Raw genomic sequence first — 22,200 nt, 5'->3', positions numbered from 1 at the left:
TGAGTGTAGTAGATATGAAAGAAAAAGTTGTATTAGCGTATTCGGGTGGCTTAGATACCTCTATAATTGTTCCTTGGCTAAAGGAAAACTATGATTTTCAAGTTATTGCAGTATGTTTGGATGTTGGTCAAGAGGATAATATGGAAGAAGTAAAAACTAAAGCTATTAAAACTGGAGCCAATAAGGTGTATATAGAAGATCTTAAGGAGGAACTGGTTACTGAGTATTTATTTAAAGGAATTAAAAGTGGAGCTGTTTATGAAGGAAAGTATTTGCTTGGAACTGCATTTGCACGTCCATTGATGGCTAAGAGACTTGTAGAAATTGCTCATCTAGAAGATGCTAAATATATATGTCATGGTTGTACAGGAAAAGGAAATGATCAAGTACGCTTTGAAGTAAGTATAGCATCCTTTGATCCCACTATAAAGATTATAGCTCCATGGAGAACATGGAATATAAAGTCAAGGGAAGATGCAATTGATTATGCTAAATCTAAGGAAGTAGAAGTTCCTGTTACAAAGGAAAAAATATATTCAAGAGATCAGAATCTATGGCATATAAGCCATGAGGGAGGAAATCTTGAGGATCCAAGAAATGAACACGATATTGATCTATATATGAGAATAACTCCGCCAGAGAAAGCTCCTAATTCACCTCAATACGTTGAAATATATTTTGAAAAAGGGGTGCCAACAAAGATTGATGGAGTAGTTATGAAGCCAATAGATTTGCTAGATATTTTAAATAAGATGGCGGGTAAAAATGGAATTGGAATTATAGATATAGTAGAAAATAGACTAGTAGGAATGAAATCAAGGGGAGTTTATGAAACACCAGGGGGAACAGTATTGTATTTTGCTCATGATGAACTAGAGCGATTGACCCTTGATAAACAAACTTATCATTTCAAGCAAATGATTGGACAAAAGTATGGTGAACTATTATACGATGGATTATGGTTTACTACTTTGAGGGAATCTTTAGACGCTTTTATTGATATAACTCAGCAAACGGTGACAGGTACAGTGAAACTAAAGTTGTATAAAGGTAATATAACATGTGCTTCAATTGATTCTCCTTATACCTTGTATAATGAGGAAATATCATCTTTTGATACTGGTGAATTATTTAATCACAAGGATTCAACAGGATTTATTAATATTTATAACCTACCATTTAAGATAAAAGCTATGGTTAATAATAAATGATAAGGGAGATGATTTTGATATGAAGCTTTGGGGAAGTAGGTTTACATCAGTTGAAAGTAAATTAATGGAGGATTTTAATAGTTCTTTGGGAATTGATAAAATTTTATATGAACAGGATATTAAAGGAAGTATTGCACATGTACAAATGCTATCTAAGTGTGGAATTTTGAGCAAAGAGGAAGAGCATTTGTTAATTAAAAGTCTAAAAGAAATTCAAGAAGAAATTGAAAATGAAAATTTAATCATAGAAGGAAATTATGAGGATATACATAGCTTTATAGAAACAAAGCTTGTTGGAATACTAGGTGATACAGGAAAAAAACTTCATACTGCCAGAAGTAGAAATGATCAGGTAGCAGTAGATATGAAATTATATGCAAAATTGAAAGTAAAAGAAAGTATATATGATTTAGAACAACTTATAAATGTTTTAAAAGAATTAGGTGAAAAAAATGAAGATGTCATTATGCCGGGATATACTCATTTACAGAGAGCTCAGGTTGTCACTTTTAAATATCATTTACTAGCCTATGTAAGTATGTTTGAAAGAGATATAAAAAGACTGGAAAATGCGATTAAAATTTTTAATGAAAGTCCTCTTGGGTGTTGCGCTTTAGCAGGAACAACATATAGTATAGATAGAAAGTTTACTGCTAAGAAACTCGGGTTTAGTGGATGTGTAGATAATTTTTTAGACGGGGTAAGTGACAGAGATTATCTTATTGAAATTGTATCAGCTTTTTCTATAATAATGATACACTTAAGTAGATTGTGTGAAGAACTTATTTTGTGGAATAGCAATGAATTTGATTTTATTGAAATAAGTGATATGTTTGCTACTGGAAGTAGTATAATGCCTCAAAAGAAAAATCCTGATGCAGCTGAGCTTATTCGAGGGAAAACAGGAAGGGTATATGGGTCTTTAATATCCCTTTTAACTATTATGAAAGCATTACCACTAGCATATAACAAGGATATGCAAGAAGACAAAGAACCATTTTTTGATTCTGTAAAAACAGTTCAATCCTCTCTTAAGATAATGGCTGAAATGCTGAAATCTTTAGAGATAAATAAGAATAAAATGAAGAAAGCTGTAAAGACGGGTTTTTTAAATGCTACAGAGGTAGTTGATTACTTAGTTCTAAAAGGAATGCCTTTTAGGGAAGCTCATGGACTTGTTGGAAGTGTAGTATTATATTGCGAAGAAAAAAATAAGACTATTGAAGAGTTGAAATTAAATGAGCTGAATCAATTTAGTGATCTTTTTGATAAGAGTATATATGATTATATTAAATATGAAAATAGTCTTAAAAAAGGAATAAAAAAAGAAATGAAATGATATATTTTTAAAATAAGAACTAATTAATACTATTTAGATAATGGAAAGTAGAAGTGAGAGAGAAACTATCTGGAAGAGTAGATGTTACCAGAGTTTACTATATTTCTTATAAACTACTAGAACTTATATATAGGTGCTAGTAGTTTTTTATATTCATAAATTAATGATTGACATAATATTAAGGTTGTTATATAATTTATTTACATATTTAGATAACTATCTAATTATCTAAATAATAAAATGATTAATAAGTATTATATTGAGGAGGGTATATATGTTGGAAGGATTAAGTACTATGGAAATATTTAAAATGTTCTTACCAGTTATTATAGTAGAATTGGCATTGAAGATGTTTTGCTTAGTTTCCATATTCAAAAATGGAGTAAAAAATTTAAATAAGATAGCTTGGACATTAGTAGTATTGTTAATATCAACATTAGGTCCTATAGTATTTTTAATATTTGGAAGAAGGAATAATTATGATGATTAGAGCAGAAAATCTAACAAAAAGATATGGAAATAATAAAGTATTAAATGGTGTGAATTTCAATGTAGAAAAAGGTGAAATATATGGGTTTCTAGGTCATAATGGGGTTGGAAAAACTACTACGATGAATATATTGGCAGGTATAATTGGTTATAATGATGGAGATATAACTTTAAATTCACTAGATATGAAAAATAATAGAAGCAATCTTAAAGGAATGATAGGATATCTTCCTGAGGAACCTAAATTTTATCCTTATATGACCTCCAATGAGTATCTTACATTTATCGGAGAAGTATTGGGATTTAATAAAAACAAAATAAAGGTTAGAAATAAAGAATTATTAGAATTAGTAAAACTTGAAAAGAGTAGTAATAGAAAAATTGGAGGATATTCAAGGGGGATGAAACAGAGGCTAGGTATAGCTGTTTCAATGTATAATAATCCTGAGATATTACTATTGGATGAACCGTCTTCTGCTTTAGACCCTACTGGAAGAAAAGATGTAATAAATATAATAAAAAATCTTAAAAATCTAGGAATAACTGTATTTTTATCTACTCATATATTAAGTGATATAGAAAGGATTTGTGATAAAGTAGGAATACTTTACAACGGAAAAATTATATTAGAAGAGAAACTTGATATGCTAAAGCAAAGATATTTACATTCTATATATGATATTGAGTTTGAAAATAATATTAATCAAGAAACTATAGATGAAATAAAGGAAGATTGGATTAAAGATATTGAAGTAAAAGATAATATTATGAATTTACATGTAGATGAGAATATTGATAGTAGAGACATAATAGCGTTATTATCAGAATTAAATATACCTATATTGTCTCTAAATTTAAGAAGAAGTAATTTGGAAGATATATTTATAAAGGTGGTGAATGAAAATGAATAGTTTTACTGCTTATATAAAAAAAGAATATATGGAAGGTATAAGAAATTTTAAATTTTTAATAATAGCTTTAGGTATTATATTATTTGCACTATTAGATCCACTAATGTTGAAGCTATTGCCACATATATTAGAGAATCAAGCACCAGGTATGGATTTATCTCAGCTAGCAAATTATACTCAAGAAGGTGCTATACAAAATTATATGCAAAATTTATTTCAAATATCTAATTTGGTAATTGTATTAACTCTTATGGGACTATTATCTGAAGAGATAAAAAATAAGACATTAATAATACCATATTCTAATAAAGTAAATATAAATGGTATAGTATTAGCAAAATATATTGTATATGCTGGAGCAATATTTATTATTATCCTTATAGGATTTTTGATAAACTACTATTATTCAAAACTACTTTTTCCAGAAGAAATAATTAATATTGGAAGGGTGTTGAAGAGTAGTTCAATCTTTGGAGTATATTTTTTATTTAATCTAAGTCTAGTGTTACTTATGAGTAGCTTATTTAGAAAAAGCATTGCAGCAGGTATTTTAAGCTTAAGTATTATATATCTTAGTCCTGCAATAGGTATGATAGAAAAAATATCTAAGTTTTCTCCATATTATTTAGTTAATCAGGCTAATATTTTAAGTGATAATTATGATAGTTTTTTAAATAAGTCAATTTTACTTACATTCATATATATTTTTATTTTCATAGGGATAACTATATATAGAATGAATAAAATTGAGTTAGATTAATTTTATTAAATAATTTGAGTCCATTTTCAATAGGAACTATTTTATCTTTATTAAAATGAGAGATAATATTAGATTCATTTAGATTCTTAATACTTTCTTCAATAAATAAATATACCCCACATATAGATGATGTTAAAGCAATAGAATTAGTTAGGAAAGAAAGTTTACTCACTAAATATACGACCACATCATGCAGATATTAGGATATTTTAATATGTATTAAAAAATTTAAATAAATTATAAAATTGAACCTTTTTTCATTTAATGTATATTATATAGTAGATAAAAAGAATATATTAAATGAAAGGAATGAAACTTTATGTCTGATAGAGGTGGAATCTTAGGTCATTTTAAAGGCGGATGTGATAGTGAGTTACTATTTTTCTTCTTACTATTAGTTGTATTATTTTGTCAACCTTTTTTAGGTAAGTGCTATTAAGGTATGATGGGGCTGTCTCAAAATGAATTTTTTGAGAATAAGTAAAAAGATTTCAATTTAATTTAAAACTACAATAAAAGCATCTATATCCACATAAATTAGTGTAAAGATATAGATGCTTTTATTTTGTTATGCAAAAAAATAAAGGAAACGGAAAGAATTTGTAGAAATAAGGGGTAAAGAATTTTTAAAATATGTTTTAAAATATCCTAAATTCCAATAGGATTTATGGAAAAAGACTCATTTACAAATGTACGTAAAATAGATGAAAACAACATAGAAGATGCATTTAAGCTTATGCAGTCTAATACATATTTTTATTCAAGAACCCAATCGCATATACTTACTTTAGATGAATGTAGAGAGGATATAACGGCACTTCCACCGAAAGTGGATTTAGAACAGAAATTTTTCATGGGATTTTACAAAGGAGATGACATGATTGCTGTTTTGGATTATGTAGAAGGATATCCTAATGAAAATGTATTATATTTAGGGTTCTTTATGCTACATATGGATAAACATGAGAAAGGTATAGGCAGACAGATTATAAATACATTTATTAAGACAACTAAAAATAATAATTTTGCAGAAATTAAACTTGCATGTTATGAAACTAATGAAATTGGTTATTTATTCTGGAGCAAGATGGGATTTTCTGTTGAAAAGATGTCCAAGAAAGTTGTAGATGGAAGAAAATACAATTTAGTGGAAATGCATATTACTTTGAAAAGTAAGATTAATCCTTAATTATAGTTATGTAATAATATTCCTTTATATTGCAATAAAATATTGGTATTGAATTAAAGATAGAAACTACACATAACAAGGCATGATAGTTCAAAATTTCAAATAAAAAAGAGCTGATTTCAGCTCAAATACAAACTATTTTTTATTATTTACTTGTTTTAATTTAAATATTTCTTGTTCGTTCTCTACTTCTTTATGAATAATAAACTTAAGTGTATCTTTTATATCGCTAAAACTTTGATTTGTATGAGTTTTAAATTCAGTTAAATTTGCTGTTTGGTCAACTACTGAATTAAGTTTAGATTTCATGTCAGTTACATCTTGTTTTATATTGTTTATATCTTGTTTTATATCAGTTATATCTTGGTTCATATTATTTATGTCTTGTTTTATATCATTTTGACTATTTAGGATTTGCTTTAAAAGGTTTTCAGTATTTTCCATATAATCAACCTTTCTTATTTTATAATTATATTATAACAAAATTTAAAGAATAAACAATGGTTCAATAAAAATATAAATTAGATTACAAGAAATATTTTTTTATAGTGTATAAGATAAAAATGAAGTAGAGATAGGAATGATAAAATTACTTATAAATACACAAAAAAATTGAGGAAAAAGATATAAAAGCTTAAAGGAATAAAAGAGAATGACTTGATAGAAATAAGTAAAGTATCTAAGGGAGATGTACACAGTTATTTAAAGTAAAAGAAACTGTTTACTGGATGAATAAAACATAATTTTTTATTAAGTGGGGGAATTTTCAATATTAGCTAAACAAATGGTACCTTTTTTCATTTAATGTATATTATATAGTAGATAGTAGATAAAAAGAATATATTAAATGAAAGGAATGAAACTTTATGTCTGATATAGGTGGAATCTTAGGTGGTTTCAAAGGTGGATGTAATAGTGAGTTACTATTTTTCTTCTTAATATTAGTTATATTATTTTGTCAACCTTTTTTAGGTAAATGCTATTAAGGATATAACAACTTTATGATACTAGAAAACACTTCATATTTATGAAGTGTTTTTTAGTATCATCTTGACAATTTGAGAATATAATAGTAATATGAAATTAGATATTTAAATAAACATCTAAATACTTTATAAAATGAGGTGGTGATATTGTGAATAAAGTTTTTAAAGCTTTATCTGATCCTACTAGACGCAAAATAATAGAATATTTGAAAGAAAGAGATATGACAGCAGGAGAAATAGCTAATTACTTTGATATAAGTAAACCGTCAATAAGTCATCATCTAAGTATATTAAAAAATGCTGAATTAGTTTTATGGGAGAAGGATGGTCAGAATGTAATATATTCATTAAATACAACTGTAGTGCAAGAGGTTATGAAATGGTTTTTTGATTTAAGGGAGGGAAATTAGTATGAAAAAGGATAGATTTTTAATAATTATAGCTTTAATATCAATAATAGGAACTATATTCATATATGGGAGTCTTCCAGACGAAATACCTCGTCATTGGAATAGTAGCGGAGAAGTAGATGCTTACTGGGGAAGATCTGGAGTATTTTTAACAGCACTTTTACCTCTAGTATTATATTTATTGATGAGATTTTTACCTAAGATTGATCCAAGAAGAGAATCATATAAAAAGCATAAGAAAGCTTACAATATGACTATTTATGTAGGAATATTGTTTATGATAGCTATACACTGGATAACTGTATATGCATCTTTAGGTAATGATATAAATGTTAAGTTATTAGTGAATATAGGAGTAGGAATATTGTTTATAGTTTTAGGTAATTATATGGGACAGATTAGACATAATTATTTCTTTGGAATAAGAAATCCATGGACTTTAGCTAGTGAAGAAGTATGGAAAAAAACTCATAGAGCTTCTGGATATATATTTATAATATTAGGATTAATGTTTATGATTGGTGGTTTTATTCCTGGAAATATTGCTATGGGATTGGTTATAGGAGGAATAGTTGTATTATTAATATTTACTACAGTATATTCATATTTATTGTATAGGAAGCTAGAAGATAAATAAAAGGTACGACAAAATAATATAATTCCCTTTATAGTAGACAGTTAGAAAGTATAAGTGTTTATTATAAGGGGATTTTTATTATGGAAAGAAAACTCAGAGAAAATATGTGTTACTACATTATCTTAAATTTAAATAATTTTTTATTATGAGATCAAAGTTCAATACATCAGGGAGCCTTTTAGTATATTTAATCTATGGACTAGTTTGTATGAATATTTAGAGAAATAATAGGAGTATATCAAGTAATATTTAAACATTCTGAATTTTTATAAAAAAATGAAGGAAACGGAAAAATTTTGTAGAAATAGTAAGTAAAGAATTTAATTTATATTGGAATAAAATATGAACAATAATTTGTGAATGCAGTAGTTATTTGAAATGATAATATAAGAGTTGTTTTTTAGGGTCCTGTTTAATAAAAAAAGAAATGCCTTGAAGATAGATAATATATTATACAAGCTATTTATGATGTATGTGATGAATATGATGAATTAAAATTATTTATATAATTGGAGGAATAAAATGAACAGATTAAGATTAGTTTTGCCGACACTGGAGTATAAAGAGAAACTTATGGAATATAAAAGAGAATTTATTGAAAATAGGGATAGTATGGATGGTACTGCAGGCTTGAGAACTTCTGAAACCTTTGAAGATTGGTATAGTGCATTTTGTGATAATTTAAAAGAAGAAACTGTAAGGGACGGATTAGTTCCAGCAGCTACATATATGGCTATTTCTATTAATGACGGTAGTTTGATTGGCATGATTGATATTAGACATCGTTTGAATGATTATTTATTAAATTTTGGTGGACATATAGGTTTCAGCATTAGAAAATCAGAGAGGAAGCAAGGATATGCAACTGAAATGTTAGCATTGGGATTAGCAGAATGTATAAAATTAAATATCAAGAAAGTTTTGATTACCTGCGATAAAGATAATGTTGCATCGGCAAAGACTATTATAAATAATGGTGGTATATTGGAAAATGAAATACCAGAAGGAGATAGAATTACACAAAGATATTGGATAACTTTAGATTAAGATTAAAAGGCGATATATAACGCTTGATATTGTTAAGCTTCTAATTAAATTCAATCATTCTTAATTGAACGGATTGATAGCCTATGGCTCGGATGTATTGGAATTTGATACTTCTGCTTCTATAGATCATAATTGTGGACTGCGTTTGATATTATTTTTATTTGATGAAACTATAGAATAATATAAAAATAAAGGGAATGAGTTAAAATGGAAATTGATAAATTGTATAAGCTAGAAAAGAAAGATATTGATAAAAGTGCTAAAATTTTAGTTAAAGCCTTTTATGATTACCCTATTTTTAGATATTTTTTAGGGAAAAAATATAATGAAGATAATTTAAGAACTGTTTTTAAATTTATTATAAGGTATACTATGATTTATGGGAAGGCTTATGCCAGTTCATCTAATATTGAAGGAATATTACTTTTTTTATACCATGATAATTATAAGTTTAATTTGATTAGAATATTAAGATCTGGAGGGTTGTCGTTGTTAAAGTTAGGAGGTAATGTTGGAAACAGATTTGGTCAATTCAATGAGTTTTATACAAGGATACATCAGGATGCTATTAATGAACCTCATCAATATATAATGTTAATTGGTGTTGATCCTAGTGAGCAGGGGCAGGGTCATGGAGGTAAGCTATTAAAATCTATCGTGGATTTAACTGAAAAGAGTGATGAGTCTTGCTACCTGGAAACACATAAATTTGAAAATGTAGCAATTTATAAAAAGTATGGCTTTAAAGTTGTTTTTGAGGGTATAATTCCTGAAACTGGTATAACCCAATGGTCTATGTTAAAAGAATAATATACTGAAGAGTAGTTATTATTAGTTTTAATTTTCAAATGGGAAGCCATAAGATAGAGTTCAACTACTTCAGTTAATCATCTAAAGTGGTTTAAAGGAAAAGATTTTAAAGATATTGATTTAATATGGAAATATTATAATTATTCTTTTATGGTAGGAAAAGAAGTTAGTAATGAAATTGACAAGTTTTTTTGATAAAAATATGATTCATGAAATTAATTCAAAGAAGTTGGTGTGTCACATGATTTCGTTAACATAGGAGTTATGTAAAATTCACCGTGTTGGTAATTCCCAACGTTATAAGACAGAATACTTGAATGAGAAAATGGCATATTAAGGAGGCATTATATGATTAATAAAATTCATATTCTAGGAGCGTCAGGTTCAGGAACAACTACTTTAGCCCAAGTATTGTCTAATAAATTAAGTTATATGCATTTTGATACAGATAATTATTTTTGGAAGCCTACCAATCCACCATTTCAAGAGAAAAGGGATAAAGAAGAAAGAAAGACATTGTTGAATTCTCATTTGAAAAGACATAATGATTGGATTCTATCGGGATCACTATGTGGCTGGGGAGACGTTTTTATTCCCTATTTTGACTTAGTGATATATCTTTGGCTTCCGAAGGAATTACGAATGAATAGATTGAAAGACAGGGAAAAGCAAAGGTATGGAGAATTAATTGAAATTGATGGCATTATGCATAAGCAACATAAGGAATTTATTAATTGGGCAGCTCAATATGATGATGGAGACTTGACAATTAGAAGTAAGGAATTACATGAAAAGTGGATAACTGAATTACCCTGTAAGGTTCTAAGATTAGAAGGAGTATTTGAGCTAGAAGAAAAAGTAGAAAGTGTGTTGGAGTTTATAGAAGCTGAAAAAATATAACTAGGGTATTTATTTGAGGAGAGAGAAATATGAGAATGAGAATAGGAATAATTGGTCCTTGTGAAAATGAAATAATGCTATTTATAAATAAGATTAAGAATAAGGAAGTCATAAGACATGCTATTTGCAGGTAGTTCACAAAAAGCATGTGGACTATCGTAGTGATAGCAAGAACGTTATAAGAAATGATGATATCAGAGCTATTCTTTCAATTTTTGTTTGACAAAAATTTAATATGTTACTGAATTTTAGAATTATGTGAAATAAGGATTTTAGAGAGGTGAATTACATGAAAGTTGATAAAAATAAAATATTTCAATCATTTGAATTTTGGCGCAAAAAACTGCGTGTATCTCCATATTGGGACATTCGACTTGAATTTGTTGATGATTTTAACTGGAGAAAAACAGGAGATTTAAAGATTGATTGTGATGACAGAAAAGCAGTTCTTCTTCTCAACATAGCTAATCCAAAACAGGAAAATCTTGAAGAAGTAATTGTTCATGAATTGTTTCATTTGAAAATGTACCCACTTGACCAAGTTACAGAATCTCTAATTATTGCTAATTTTGAAGAAGGAACAAATGCATATGATTTTGCATATACTCAATTCTTTATATCATTAGAACAAACAGTAGAAGAATTGACAAAGTGCTTTCTTCTTGAGTTTGGTGATAATAAAGATTTATCATATGGTAGATGTAAAAATCAAAAATCGTATAACGAACTTATTGAAGGATTAAAAAAGCTTGAATGAATTCTTCAGATGAGCATATCTTTTATACACAATATTATATTATGAAAAGTGCTATAGGCGAAAAGATGTTGTCACTTCTTATAACAGATAGCAACCTATCACTTATAGGATATAGTTTACATAATTTATACTTATGCAAGAAAAAATAGCACTTTACATAACAGAGATTTAGCAGATATTGGAAAGAGATGGCAGAGAGATAAGATGACGTTACTAAGCCTCAAAACGTCCAGACTGTATCGAATGAATGCAAAAGAAATGTAGATGAATAATTTATGATTGAAATTAAAGAAATTTATGATGAAACATTGAAGAAAAAAATTACTAAACAAGTAATATTCTTTTTACCAGAATGGTTTGATGAAGAATGAAGAAATGAATATCCAAATAATTTAGATACTAAGCCATTCTTTGTAGTTTATAATGGAGAAAAAGCAATAGGTATAGTAAGTTTAAATGTAATTAATAAATATACTATTGAAATATATTTATTAGGAATATTAAAAGAATATCATAGAATGAGTATAGGGAAAAATTAATTAATAAAGTAATGGAATACGCAAATGAAAGAAATTTTAAAATTATTATGGTTAAAACATTAGGGGAATCAGCAAATTATGAGTTTTATAATAGGACAAGAATGTTTTATTATAAAATGGGATTTTATCCTTTAGAAGAATATATAGAAATATGAAATAAAGAAAATTCATGTCTTTAATGGTAAAACCAATGAATGATGAAGTATGTTATATGAAACTTGTGTCTAAAAAAGTAGCTAAATTATTGTTATGCTAGGAGGAAAGGAATATGAGTCAATGTTTAATTTGTGAACGAATCGAAATGATAAAAAGCTGTACAAATCGGTATTTTGTGAAAGAGTTGGATACTGGATATGTAGTGATAGGTGATCATCAATACTTTAAAGGATATACTTTATTTCTTTGTAAGAAACATATTACCGAACTTCACTTCTTAGATGAAGAATTTCGGAGAAGATTTTTATTTGAGATGAGCATTGTTGGAGAGGCAGTTTATAATGCTTTTAAACCTGACAAAATCAATTATGAATTACTTGGTAATGGAGATGCACATTTGCATTGGCATATATTTGCAAGGCGAGATGGAGATGGCGATGTTAAAGGGCCAGTATGGTGGACAGATAAAAATAAGATGTATTCTGAAGCAGCTATACCAAGTGAAGAAGAACTAATGGTATTAAAGGAAAAACTATTAAGTGAACTTGAAAAACTCGTTTTTTAGTTAAAGTACATTGGAAAGTGTCCGGCATGGGCTTCATATAACATTGTCTTCCCAACATCTATTGGCTTAATATTTTTGACAGTAGGAATTTGATTGAGCCCATTAAAAAATTAAGTATATATTTTTAAGGAGGAAATTTTATTGAATATATATTTATCTGATTTGACAGATAATTTTATATTGACAGGTGAAATAGAAAGAGATAGTTATGAATTTCTAGTTTATCATAATTATGAAGATATTGCAGAGCATTCCTTAAAGGTTGCTATGAAAGCAGAAGAATTAGCAGAAAAGTTTGGAATTGATAAGGATTTAGCAAGAATAGCAGGATATTTACATGATATAGGTAGAGTAGTTTCAGAGGACAAAAAAATTAATCTAGCTGAAAAACTGGGGATAGATGTTTTGGATGAAGAAAGAATTTTTCCTGAAATTCTACATGGTAAACTTTCAGCAGTTATGGCTTATGACATATTTGGAATAGAAGATGTAGATATACTTAATGTAATTAAATGTCATACTACATTAAAAGCCAATGCTGATAAATTGGATTTAATTTTATTTATAGCAGATAAACTTTCTTGGGATAGTAATGACTCTAAAGAAATTTTAGATGGGATCTTAAATGGATTAGAAGAGTCTTTAGGACATAGTGCTTTTTCATATATAGAGCATCTATGGAACAATAGAAATAATTTAAAAGTCCTTCATCCCCGGACACAAGATGCTTATTTTGATTTAAAAGACAGGTATAATAATTAATAAATTAAGAGTTGGAGAAATAGATTATATAAAAATATAATTGGCTATTATAAGGAGATTTTTTAGAACTAAAAATATAATATACAAAAAGTATATGTAGTTCTCAAAGGAAACTTTAGTTGGACATGTAGGGCTGGATAACTAAAGCAAACTTCACTGAGAGGAATAGCAAGAAAGCTATGGTAGAAGTATAGCTGATTACGGAAGCGAGTATACTTGAGGAACTCGGTGTGAGAAATTTATACGCCGAACGACCGATATGTTTACCGTGATGACAATAGACTAATGCTATAGGAGGAAGTTTATGGAAAATGATATTTGGTCAAAAAATATACAAGGTATTATAAACCTTGATTTAAGTAGAGAAATGAGATTTAGAGATGATAGAAAAGATTTATTTTTAAATATACTTGGGCTTACAGAAGGAATGACAATACTTGATATCGGTTGTGGTCCAGGTACAATTGCAAGAAAACTATCAAAGTGGTTAGGGGAAAAATCTAAAATAATAGGAATAGATAGAGATACGGAATTTATTAAATATGCTAGAGAAAAAGCCATTAAGATGAGTTTAAATAATATAAGCTATTATGAAGGAGATGCATTAAGTATTCCATTAGAAGATAATTCAGTTGATGCTTGTATATCACATACTGTAATAGAACATGTACCAAATAAAGAATTTTTGCTGGAACAAAAGAGGGTATGTAAACTGAAGGGGAGAGTTTCTGTAATGTATATGAGACCAGATAAATACATAAGAACTGAACCTGATTTAGTGCCTAAGCAAAGCAAACGTGAAGAAGAACTTTTCGATAAGTTATTTAAAGAAAGTGATGAAATTAATAATGAATATAGTGTTGGGAAGTATTGGCCAGATCCTGTAGGATTACCTAGGTTGCTTGAGGAACTTGGCTTTAATAATATTCAAATTGATGCAATTGCTATTCCTATAGTTATTGATGATTCAAGAAATAAAATTAATGAAAAAATGGCAATAGTTCGGTCAGAAAAGGAACAGTTGTTTGAGGGTATTAACATTGCGACTTGTTTAAAAAGGGATAAATTGTCAGATAATGAACTAATTGAGTTAAAAGAATTAATAACTGAAAGAACCAATCAAAGATTAAAATTTATAAAAGAAGGAAAGAACATTTGGGATTATTCTATTTTATCATTACAAGTGGTGTCAGGGATGGTTGAATAGGAAATATTCTAATAAATGTAGATATTATATCTCTTATTATATGCTTAAGGTAAGAGTATCTAAGAGTTTAGATAAGATTAATAGTATTATTTTAGGAATATTTTCTGAAATGGAATCGAATATAGGGGGCAAAATGTATGATTGAGATACCAGAAGCAATTGTATTATCACATCAAATTATTGAAACATTACATGGAAAAAGAATTGAAGATGTTATTGTAAATCAAACACCACATAAGTTTGCATGGTTTTTTGGAGATCATCGTGATTATAATTCTAAATTAAATAGTAAGATCATTGAAAAAACTCATGCATATGGTGGCTTTATTGAAATTATTTTAGGTGATACAAAATTATTATTGGGTGAAGGAATAAGTTTGAGATATTTTATTAAAGGAGAAAAATTACCACAAAGACATCAATTACTCATACAGTTTGATGACAAGTCAGTACTTGTTGCGACTATCCAAATGTATGGTGGCATATGGTGTTTTGAAGGTGAAGAATTTGATAACATTTATTATCAATTAGCTAAGGAAAAACCATCACCACTATCGGAGGAATTTGATTTTAAATATTATAAGAATATTATATTAGATGAAAGCTTGCAGAAAAAAAGTGTGAAGGCTGTTTTAGCAACTGAGCAGCGTATACCTGGACTTGGTAATGGAGTATTGCAAGATATTTTATTTAATGCTAAAGTTCATCCCAAAAGAAAAGTAATAACATTATCTGATGAAGAGATAGAAAGGCTATATCATGCTATTAAATTTACATTGCGTGAAATGGTCATAAATGGTGGTAGAGATACAGAAAAGGATTTGTTTGGATGCTCAGGTGGTTATGTCACTAAATTAAGTAGAAAAACTTTAAAAGAGCCATGTATGGCTTGTGGAGGAAATATCATAAAAAAAGCTTATATGGGTGGAAGTATATATTATTGTGAAGGGTGTCAAATAGAATGAAGGCTAAATAATATATATTGTTATATAGAATTATTTAGTGAAAACATGGAAATAAATGTAATTGGCTATTGAAGTGCAACTAATAATAAAGAAGCAAGAAAAAAAGAGAGTTTTAATAGGACAACTTCATTCATATTTAATCTTGTAATGAATAAGAAATTATAACATATAATTTTAACTACATATTTTCCAAGTTCATGAACTACTTGGAAAATGTTTGGGATACGTAAAAGTTGGGTGATATTATATACTATTTTAAAATCGTTGTATATAATACTTTTTTAATAAAATCACGTTACGTAAGGTATTGCTTATTACGTAAGGTAATGCTTTATTATAGAGTTGAGGTGATTAAATATGAAAAAGACATTTTCAACAGGAGAACTTGCAAAATTATGTAATGTAAGTACTCGAACAGTCCAATATTATGATAAGAAAGGCATTATTAAACCATCCGAATTAAGTGAGGGGGGAAGAAGAATTTATTCAGAAGATGACTTGAATAGATTTCGTTGTATTTGTCTTTACAAAGCACTGGGATTTACTTTAAATGAAATAAAAACATTGGCAGGTTCTGAAAACACGTATGATTTATTATATGATACCATACTAAATCAACAAGAAAAAATTCATGAAGATATTCAGGCATTGCAACAAACTAAAGAACGATTAAATGCCATTTTAGAACAAATTAAAGAAACAGGAAAAGTAAATGTCGAGAGTATTGAAGAAATGGATGACTTATTAGTGAAGAAAAATCATCATAAAAAGACTGATATAATGACGTATATTTTCTTAGGTTGCTATGCCTTATTATTAATAGTAGGATTTAAAGTTGCATTTTCAATGGGTGGTATTATTAAAATTATTATGCTTGGAATATCCTTAATATTATTGATAGGATTAATTTATTATCATTCTGAAGTCAATGCATATGTATGTCCAAATTGTCATGAAAAATTTTCGATTAGTTTTTTGAAAGACCTTATTTCACCAAATGGGACTATAAATAGTAAATATTTAAAGTGTTCTAATTGTGGTCATAAAGGATGGTTTAAAGATACCTTTCGAGACTAAAAGATAGTTAGTGATATTTTCCATGTGTAACATACTTAACATTATATTGCCGGCCATTTTGCACACTCATTTTTTTTAGAAATGAAGTTGTGGGTCAGAGCGAACGTCGGCAATATGAAAATGTTAGGTAATACCCCAATATCAAATAGGGGGTATTATCTTTGGGTTTAATTCTAAGATATGGGGAAGGTGAGATTCTATGAGTAAAGTTCTTATATTAAATGGTAGTCCTCGTAAAAGTGGAACAATTTCCACATTATTAAAAAAGATAACAGAAGGTGTAAGAGAAAAAAACAATGAAATAGAATGGGTTGATATATATAGTTTGCAGATGGAACCTTGTATTGCATGTATGAAATGTAGACCAGATGGAGAATGTGTACTACCTAAAGACGATGCACATATTATTGGTAAAAAGATAAAAGAAGTAGATGCTTTAGTCATAGGAACTCCAACTTATTGGGGGAATATGACTTCACAATTAAAAGTTCTCTTTGAGCGTAATGTTCCAGTTTTTATGGGAGAAAAACCAAATGGTATGCCGATAGCAAAGCAAAAAGGGAAAAGGGCGGTGATTGTTGTTTCTTGCACGACACCTTGGCCATTTAATTTTATTGCATCTGAAAGTCGAGGAGCAGTTAGAGCCGTAAAAGAAGTTTTACATTATGGTGGATATAAAGTAATAGGTAAAATTGTGAAACCAGGAACTAAAAAAAATCCTAACATTTCCAAAAAGATTTTAAGTAAAGCAAAAAAAATGGGTAATAATTTGTAGACACTTTAATTTAGTGAAATATGATTAAAGGTAAAATTACTGTATATGATTGTGGAACTGGAGTAATACCTAAAATATCAGAAGCAAGGAATTATAAGTAATATGTTTACCGAAGTTTTAGGCTTTCTTCATAATAATAATCCTGTAATATTACTTATAAATGAAATAAAAGGTGTTGTAAAAAAGGCTTTTGATAGACCAGGTAAGAATAAATATTTCAATGAATGGGAATTTGCTGATAAGGTAAGGAGTGATTCTGGACTTATTCCTGAGTTATGTTTAGTTGCAACCATTAATAAGGATATAATAGGATATGTTTTATTGTGAACCTCACACCCTGAATAAAATGCTTCTATTTACATTAACAAATAGACTCTCTGACTTAAATACAGCTATGCACAGGTGAAGAAAGAGATAGTTATGAATTTTTAGTTTATCATAATAGAGGGAGGAAACTATGAAAGCTTTGATACTTAATGGAGAAAAAGATAATAAAGCTTCTTTAAATAAATATTCAAAAATTATTATAAAAGAACTTGAAAATAGAGATTATGAAGTTAATACTGTTATATTGTATGAGGAAAAAATTGCTGATTGTATAGGTTGTTTTGGGTGTTGGATAAAAAAACCCGGTATTTGTGTTATAGATGATTATGCTCATAAGATAGCAACTATGTTTATAAATTCAGATTTAATAATTTATTTAACTCCAGTAGTTTTTGGAGGTTATTCATATCAGCTTAAGAAAGCACTTGATAGAATGATTCCTTTAATTTCCCCTTTCTTTATAAAAGTTGATGGAGAGATACATCATAAACCACGTTATAAAGAGTATCCTTCAATTTTAGGAATAGGAGTAATGTCAGAATTTGAGAAGGAACAAGTAGAATTGTTTAATGATTTAATTAAAAGAAATAGTATTAATTTACATTCTCCAAACTATGCAAGTGAGGTTTTTGTCAAAAATAAAGATATAGATCACATACAACAAGGAATAAATAATCTTTTAAATAGAGTGAGTGATAAAAATGAATAATACAAGAAAAGTAATTTTATTAATAGGTAGTCCTAGAGGTGTATATAGTACATCATCAGTACTAGGTAATTATATTTTAAAAAAGCTTGAAGAGCAAAATTTTAAAACAGAAGTATTACATATACATTCACAATTAAAATCACAAAGTAAAAGAGAACAATTGCTTGATAAGATTGAAAATGTGGATTTAATATTACTTGCTTTTCCTCTTTATGTTGATACCCTTCCGGCTCCTGTAATAAGAACTTTTGAGTTAATTGCAGAAAATATATCTGAGAAACAGCAGGAAAGAACACAGAAGTTAATTGCTATAGTTAATTGTGGTTTTCCAGAAGCAAGTCACAATAGATATGCTCTTGCTACTTGTGAACAGTTTGCCTTGGAAACAGGAATGCAGTGGATTGGAGGATTATCTTTAGGTATGGGAGGAGCTATTAGCGGAAAATCTTTAGATAAATTAGGAGGTATGGTTACTAATGTAAAAAAATCATTAGATTTAGTAAGTGAGTCTATAATTAAAGACGAAAAAATTTCTGAAAAGGCTATTGAATATATGGCAAAGCCACTTTTACCTAGTAAATGGCTATATACTTTTATGGGAAGTATTTCATGGAGAATCCAAGCTTTGAAAAATAAAGCCTATAGTAAATTAAACGATACACCATTTATATAACAAACAAACTGTAATTGTTATTACTAATAAATTTCGATAGTTATTAAAAAAGTGAATATTTATGAGTAAAGAATTAATCATTAAAATATCTGATTTTTTTCAAAGAATATGGGTATATAATATGCTAAATTTTAAATAAAATATACAGAAAATTCAAAATTCCAATTCGGTATAGATTATAAGATGTTCAAAAGGTTATAAACAATATAAGAGAGGTGATTCTATGAAAAAAATAAATGATACTAATAAAAGTGGAAGGAGTGTTATAAAAGTATTTAAATTCATTTTATATGCATTAATTGGGATCTTTATGTTTTTTACAACTATTACAATAAAGGGAAATAACTCTATACCATTAGATCACATTGTTAATTATATAAAATCTATTCCGTATTTTGGTCCAGTTTATGCTGGATTAATAGTAACTATAGGTGGTATACTTCCATTTATCAATAAAACATGGAATAAAGACAGAGCTACAACAATATTTTCAATTTTGAAATTAGCAGGTATTGTATTTATATTTATGGCAATTTTTAATATGGGACCTAAACAGTTACTTAAGCCAGATGTAATTCCATTTGTTTATGAAAAGATAGTTATACCAGTAACCACTATAGTTCCAATTGGATCGATATTTTTAGCATTCTTAGTTAACTATGGACTGATGGAATTTATAGGGGTTTTCATGCAAGTTATTATGAGACCAGTCTGGAAGACACCAGGCAGATCTTCAATAGATGCAGTGGCATCTTTTGTAGGAAGTTATTCATTAGGACTCTTAATTACCAATAAAGTTTATACAGAAGGAAAATATACTGGCAAGGAAGCAGCAATTATAGCTACAGGATTTTCAACGGTATCAGCAACATTTATGGTTATAGTAGCAAATACATTAGGGCTTATGGATAATTGGTTACTATATTTTTGGCTTACATTAGTAATAACATTTATAGTAACTGCTATAACGACAAGAATTTATCCATTAAGTAAAAAAACTGATTCATATTATAAAGGACAAAAGGGAGATGTTGAAAAAGTAGTCACAGGAAATAGATTTAAAATTGCTTATGAAGAGGGAATGAAGGTTTTTGATAATGCACCTACATTATTAGAAAGTATTATTATCAATTTAAAGGCAGGTGTAAAGTTAGCATTATCAATTGGACCAACTCTTATGTCTGTAGGAGTATTAGGATTAGTTTTAGCAGAATATACGCCATTATTTGATATTGTAGGCTATATATTCTATCCATTTACTTTATTAACTAGATTACCAGAGCCATTATTAGCAGCTAAAGCTAGTGCTTTGAGTATAGCTGAAATGTTTTTACCAGCAATGTTAGTGACAGAAGCTGATATAATTACAAAGTTTTTTATAGGTATTGTAAGTGTATCAGAAGTACTATTCTTTTCAGCCTCAATACCATGTATAATGGCAACAGAGATACCATTAAATTTTAAAGATTTTATTATAATATGGATGGAAAGAATTATATTAACTATATTAATAGCAGTACCAATATTACACTTAATATTTTAATAATAAAAGCTAATCTAAGGAGGTTAGCTTTTATTAGATAAATAAATGAATAGATTTATATTAAATTTAAGCTTTCTGAATTTTTTATAAAAAATAAAGGAAATGGAAAAAGTTTGTAGAAATAAGAAGGAAAGATAGATGTACTATACTTTTTAAGATTGTTTTAAATATCTTAAGAAAATATGTTATGGTATAAAGATTATAAAATTGGCTGCTTTTGGGAGAAAAAGAAGGTAACTTTTCAACAGAATGTGGAATTGATTTTAGATAAATTAATGAAATAAGCATGCATACATAAGTAAATATTCACGAACCATAGTTCGCAAATCCTCCCATATTGGGATAAAAGACGAATTATGGTTCGTAAATGCAATAGTTATATCAAAGTTCGAGCAACTATGAACAATGTTTTGTAGAAATACTTTATCCAATTATTTAATAAGATAGTTTACTATTAAGATGGAGGAAAAAATGATGGATATTAAAAATTCTTTTACTGATATAATAAGTCTAATCGACCATTTGAAAAGGAAAGAGCAAGTTGTGGGGATTGTTGAATATGGAGGAAGAACATTTTCTAACATGGAAGTTGGAGGAGATTATGACTTAACGGTTATTCTTAATAAATCAATATCTAAAAACTTTACTGGGGTGCATTTTCATGTTGCAGGAATACCTACAGATTGCATGATATTATCTGTAGAAGACTTTTTAACAGATAGCCCAAGAGATCCTTTTTTCTTGGTCCATTTAAATTGTAAAATACTTTTTGATAGGGATGGTATTACTAAGAATATTTTAGAAAGAATTAATTCCAAATGGAAATTGCCTGAAGAATTATCTGAATTTGAAAAACATTTATTTAGATTTACATTCCAACATATATTAGATAAGTTAGAACATCGACTTTATAAGGACAAACTTTATTCCAGATTTTTCATATTTTCTTCATTTGATTGGTACTTGCAATGCTATGCGAGAATAAATAATTTAGAGGTAGGCAAGTCCAAAGTACATTTAAACTACATTAAAGATTCTGATTATGAATTGTATGAATTGATAAATCAAATGTACATTACAGATAATTTAAGTGAGCAATTTGAGATATTAAAAAAATGTGCTAACCGAATTATTAAACCAATCGGAGGATTGTGGAAAAAAGAAGAGATATTACTTCACTTGTCACCAGGAGGAACTGTAATTTCTGAGGAAAAAGAAGCGGTAATAAGCTTATTGTTTGAATAAAAATAGTTGCTAATTTGACTTCGAAGAGTTGCTCAAACCATCATATAACAAAATATTTCCGTTCGCTACGTACATTTCTTCATCGGGTGCGAGCATCGCAAGGGAGAAGGGCTCCGAGGGTCCGGTTCAGAGACGTCGGAAATACGAGACGTTAGTGCGCCAAGCAAAGCTTGGCATTACTGGCAAGGTGAAAGTCCTTGTATGGAAAGGT

At 28.2% G+C, this 22,200-nt stretch carries 24 protein-coding genes and 1 pseudogene; 24 read left to right on the top strand and 1 reads right to left on the bottom strand.

Annotated elements, in window-relative coordinates; genetic code table 11:
- Nucleotides 1-14: 14 nt before the first annotated feature.
- From GOQ29_RS06840 to GOQ29_RS06815, 6 genes are all read left to right on the top strand, one after another.
- Entirely contained in the window at nt 15-1,211 is a 1,197-nt protein-coding gene (locus tag GOQ29_RS06840; RefSeq protein WP_203371901.1) for an argininosuccinate synthase, read from the top strand.
- Between the two features lie 19 nt (nt 1,212-1,230).
- Entirely contained in the window at nt 1,231-2,550 is a 1,320-nt protein-coding gene (argH, locus tag GOQ29_RS06835) for an argininosuccinate lyase (protein ID WP_203371900.1), read from the top strand.
- Nucleotides 2,551-2,824: 274 nt separating this feature from the next.
- A complete protein-coding gene (locus GOQ29_RS06830; RefSeq protein WP_203371899.1) occupies nt 2,825-3,040 on the top strand; it encodes a PLD nuclease N-terminal domain-containing protein in 216 nt (71 codons plus the stop codon).
- Nucleotides 3,030-3,950, top strand: a complete 921-nt coding sequence (locus GOQ29_RS06825; RefSeq protein ID WP_252187547.1) for an ABC transporter ATP-binding protein — start codon at nt 3,030-3,032, stop codon at nt 3,948-3,950. Before GOQ29_RS06830 ends, GOQ29_RS06825 begins: the two co-directional genes overlap by 11 nt.
- Complete coding sequence (locus GOQ29_RS06820) at nt 3,943-4,710, top strand: hypothetical protein (protein WP_203371898.1); 768 nt, start codon at nt 3,943-3,945, stop codon at nt 4,708-4,710. Before GOQ29_RS06825 ends, GOQ29_RS06820 begins: the two co-directional genes overlap by 8 nt.
- 667 nt (nt 4,711-5,377) lie before the next feature.
- Entirely contained in the window at nt 5,378-5,899 is a 522-nt protein-coding gene (locus GOQ29_RS06815) for a GNAT family N-acetyltransferase (protein WP_203371897.1), read from the top strand.
- 135 nt (nt 5,900-6,034) lie between these two features.
- Here the strand turns inward: GOQ29_RS06815 and GOQ29_RS06810 are convergent, their stop codons facing one another.
- On the bottom strand, nt 6,035-6,343 hold the full coding sequence (locus GOQ29_RS06810) for a hypothetical protein (protein WP_203371896.1): 309 nt from the start codon (nt 6,341-6,343) through the stop codon (nt 6,035-6,037).
- 691 nt (nt 6,344-7,034) lie between these two features.
- On the opposite strand from GOQ29_RS06810, the gene GOQ29_RS06805 reads away from it, so the two are divergent.
- From GOQ29_RS06805 to GOQ29_RS06725, 18 genes and pseudogenes are all read left to right on the top strand, one after another.
- Nucleotides 7,035-7,295, top strand: coding sequence for an autorepressor SdpR family transcription factor (locus tag GOQ29_RS06805; protein ID WP_203371895.1), 261 nt, complete (start codon nt 7,035-7,037; stop codon nt 7,293-7,295).
- A gap of 1 nt (nt 7,296) precedes the next feature.
- The gene (locus tag GOQ29_RS06800; RefSeq protein ID WP_203371894.1) at nt 7,297-7,932 is read left to right on the top strand and encodes an SdpI family protein; all 636 of its coding nucleotides are present in this window, start codon (nt 7,297-7,299) and stop codon (nt 7,930-7,932) included.
- A 522-nt stretch (nt 7,933-8,454) separates the two neighbouring features.
- Complete coding sequence (locus GOQ29_RS06795) at nt 8,455-8,979, top strand: GNAT family N-acetyltransferase (protein ID WP_203371893.1); 525 nt, start codon at nt 8,455-8,457, stop codon at nt 8,977-8,979.
- 207 nt (nt 8,980-9,186) lie between these two features.
- Entirely contained in the window at nt 9,187-9,789 is a 603-nt protein-coding gene (locus GOQ29_RS06790; protein ID WP_203371892.1) for a GNAT family N-acetyltransferase, read from the top strand.
- Nucleotides 9,790-10,137: 348 nt separating this feature from the next.
- Complete coding sequence (locus GOQ29_RS06785) at nt 10,138-10,689, top strand: ATP-binding protein (protein ID WP_203371891.1); 552 nt, start codon at nt 10,138-10,140, stop codon at nt 10,687-10,689.
- Between the two features lie 289 nt (nt 10,690-10,978).
- Entirely contained in the window at nt 10,979-11,446 is a 468-nt protein-coding gene (locus GOQ29_RS06780) for a hypothetical protein (protein WP_203371890.1), read from the top strand.
- A gap of 407 nt (nt 11,447-11,853) precedes the next feature.
- Nucleotides 11,854-11,985 (top strand): annotated as a pseudogene (locus GOQ29_RS15005) (GNAT family N-acetyltransferase); the annotation flags it as partial.
- Between the two features lie 268 nt (nt 11,986-12,253).
- Nucleotides 12,254-12,706, top strand: coding sequence for an HIT family protein (locus GOQ29_RS06775; RefSeq protein WP_252187546.1), 453 nt, complete (start codon nt 12,254-12,256; stop codon nt 12,704-12,706).
- A gap of 141 nt (nt 12,707-12,847) precedes the next feature.
- Entirely contained in the window at nt 12,848-13,468 is a 621-nt protein-coding gene (yqeK, locus tag GOQ29_RS06770; RefSeq protein ID WP_203371889.1) for a bis(5'-nucleosyl)-tetraphosphatase (symmetrical) YqeK, read from the top strand.
- A 304-nt stretch (nt 13,469-13,772) separates the two neighbouring features.
- Complete coding sequence (locus GOQ29_RS06765; RefSeq protein ID WP_203371888.1) at nt 13,773-14,675, top strand: class I SAM-dependent methyltransferase; 903 nt, start codon at nt 13,773-13,775, stop codon at nt 14,673-14,675.
- A gap of 137 nt (nt 14,676-14,812) precedes the next feature.
- Complete coding sequence (locus tag GOQ29_RS06760) at nt 14,813-15,640, top strand: endonuclease VIII (RefSeq protein WP_203371887.1); 828 nt, start codon at nt 14,813-14,815, stop codon at nt 15,638-15,640.
- 357 nt (nt 15,641-15,997) lie between these two features.
- Entirely contained in the window at nt 15,998-16,717 is a 720-nt protein-coding gene (locus GOQ29_RS06755; RefSeq protein WP_203371886.1) for a MerR family transcriptional regulator, read from the top strand.
- Between the two features lie 199 nt (nt 16,718-16,916).
- Nucleotides 16,917-17,492 carry a flavodoxin family protein gene (locus GOQ29_RS06750; RefSeq protein ID WP_203371885.1) on the top strand — a complete coding sequence of 192 codons (576 nt, stop codon included), beginning with the start codon at nt 16,917-16,919 and terminating at the stop codon, nt 17,490-17,492.
- A gap of 102 nt (nt 17,493-17,594) precedes the next feature.
- Nucleotides 17,595-17,819: a hypothetical protein gene (locus GOQ29_RS06745; protein WP_203371884.1), complete on the top strand. Its 225-nt coding sequence runs from the start codon at nt 17,595-17,597 to the stop codon at nt 17,817-17,819.
- Nucleotides 17,820-17,949: 130 nt separating this feature from the next.
- Entirely contained in the window at nt 17,950-18,528 is a 579-nt protein-coding gene (locus GOQ29_RS06740; RefSeq protein ID WP_203371883.1) for a flavodoxin family protein, read from the top strand.
- Nucleotides 18,521-19,201, top strand: coding sequence for an NAD(P)H-dependent oxidoreductase (locus GOQ29_RS06735; protein WP_203371882.1), 681 nt, complete (start codon nt 18,521-18,523; stop codon nt 19,199-19,201). The genes GOQ29_RS06740 and GOQ29_RS06735 overlap by 8 nt, the downstream gene beginning before the upstream one ends.
- A 223-nt stretch (nt 19,202-19,424) precedes the next feature.
- Nucleotides 19,425-20,744, top strand: a complete 1,320-nt coding sequence (locus tag GOQ29_RS06730; RefSeq protein ID WP_203371881.1) for a YjiH family protein — start codon at nt 19,425-19,427, stop codon at nt 20,742-20,744.
- A 471-nt stretch (nt 20,745-21,215) separates the two neighbouring features.
- A complete protein-coding gene (locus GOQ29_RS06725; RefSeq protein WP_203371880.1) occupies nt 21,216-21,989 on the top strand; it encodes a hypothetical protein in 774 nt (257 codons plus the stop codon).
- Nucleotides 21,990-22,200: the final 211 nt, after the last annotated feature.

It is taken from the genome of Anaeromonas gelatinilytica, assembly GCF_016820635.1.
In the GTDB taxonomy this organism is placed as follows: domain Bacteria; phylum Bacillota; class Clostridia; order Tissierellales; family SIT17; genus Anaeromonas; species Anaeromonas gelatinilytica.
The sequence above is the reverse complement of the archived record's forward strand: the minus strand, read 5'-3'. Positions and strand labels throughout refer to the sequence as shown.

Bases quoted from the DNA above. Each gene is read 5' to 3' on its own strand.
- GOQ29_RS06755 (WP_203371886.1), top strand. From the start codon at position 15,998: ATGAAAAAGACATTTTCAACAGGAGAACTTGCAAAATTATGTAATGTA.
- GOQ29_RS06760 (WP_203371887.1), top strand. From the start codon at position 14,813: ATGATTGAGATACCAGAAGCAATTGTATTATCACATCAAATTATTGAA.
- GOQ29_RS06735 (WP_203371882.1), top strand. From the start codon at position 18,521: ATGAATAATACAAGAAAAGTAATTTTATTAATAGGTAGTCCTAGAGGT.
- GOQ29_RS06795 (WP_203371893.1), top strand. From the start codon at position 8,455: ATGAACAGATTAAGATTAGTTTTGCCGACACTGGAGTATAAAGAGAAA.
- GOQ29_RS06785 (WP_203371891.1), top strand. From the start codon at position 10,138: ATGATTAATAAAATTCATATTCTAGGAGCGTCAGGTTCAGGAACAACT.
- GOQ29_RS06765 (WP_203371888.1), top strand. From the start codon at position 13,773: ATGGAAAATGATATTTGGTCAAAAAATATACAAGGTATTATAAACCTT.
- GOQ29_RS06815 (WP_203371897.1), top strand. From the start codon at position 5,378: ATGGAAAAAGACTCATTTACAAATGTACGTAAAATAGATGAAAACAAC.
- GOQ29_RS06825 (WP_252187547.1), top strand. From the start codon at position 3,030: ATGATGATTAGAGCAGAAAATCTAACAAAAAGATATGGAAATAATAAA.
- GOQ29_RS06745 (WP_203371884.1), top strand. From the start codon at position 17,595: ATGTTTACCGAAGTTTTAGGCTTTCTTCATAATAATAATCCTGTAATA.
- GOQ29_RS06810 (WP_203371896.1), bottom strand. From the start codon at position 6,343: ATGGAAAATACTGAAAACCTTTTAAAGCAAATCCTAAATAGTCAAAAT.
- GOQ29_RS06775 (WP_252187546.1), top strand. From the start codon at position 12,254: ATGAGTCAATGTTTAATTTGTGAACGAATCGAAATGATAAAAAGCTGT.
- GOQ29_RS06780 (WP_203371890.1), top strand. From the start codon at position 10,979: ATGAAAGTTGATAAAAATAAAATATTTCAATCATTTGAATTTTGGCGC.
- GOQ29_RS06830 (WP_203371899.1), top strand. From the start codon at position 2,825: ATGTTGGAAGGATTAAGTACTATGGAAATATTTAAAATGTTCTTACCA.
- GOQ29_RS06820 (WP_203371898.1), top strand. From the start codon at position 3,943: ATGAATAGTTTTACTGCTTATATAAAAAAAGAATATATGGAAGGTATA.
- GOQ29_RS06800 (WP_203371894.1), top strand. From the start codon at position 7,297: ATGAAAAAGGATAGATTTTTAATAATTATAGCTTTAATATCAATAATA.
- GOQ29_RS06730 (WP_203371881.1), top strand. From the start codon at position 19,425: ATGAAAAAAATAAATGATACTAATAAAAGTGGAAGGAGTGTTATAAAA.
- GOQ29_RS06840 (WP_203371901.1), top strand. From the start codon at position 15: ATGAAAGAAAAAGTTGTATTAGCGTATTCGGGTGGCTTAGATACCTCT.
- GOQ29_RS06725 (WP_203371880.1), top strand. From the start codon at position 21,216: ATGATGGATATTAAAAATTCTTTTACTGATATAATAAGTCTAATCGAC.
- GOQ29_RS06790 (WP_203371892.1), top strand. From the start codon at position 9,187: ATGGAAATTGATAAATTGTATAAGCTAGAAAAGAAAGATATTGATAAA.
- argH (WP_203371900.1), top strand. From the start codon at position 1,231: ATGAAGCTTTGGGGAAGTAGGTTTACATCAGTTGAAAGTAAATTAATG.
- GOQ29_RS06740 (WP_203371883.1), top strand. From the start codon at position 17,950: ATGAAAGCTTTGATACTTAATGGAGAAAAAGATAATAAAGCTTCTTTA.
- GOQ29_RS06750 (WP_203371885.1), top strand. From the start codon at position 16,917: ATGAGTAAAGTTCTTATATTAAATGGTAGTCCTCGTAAAAGTGGAACA.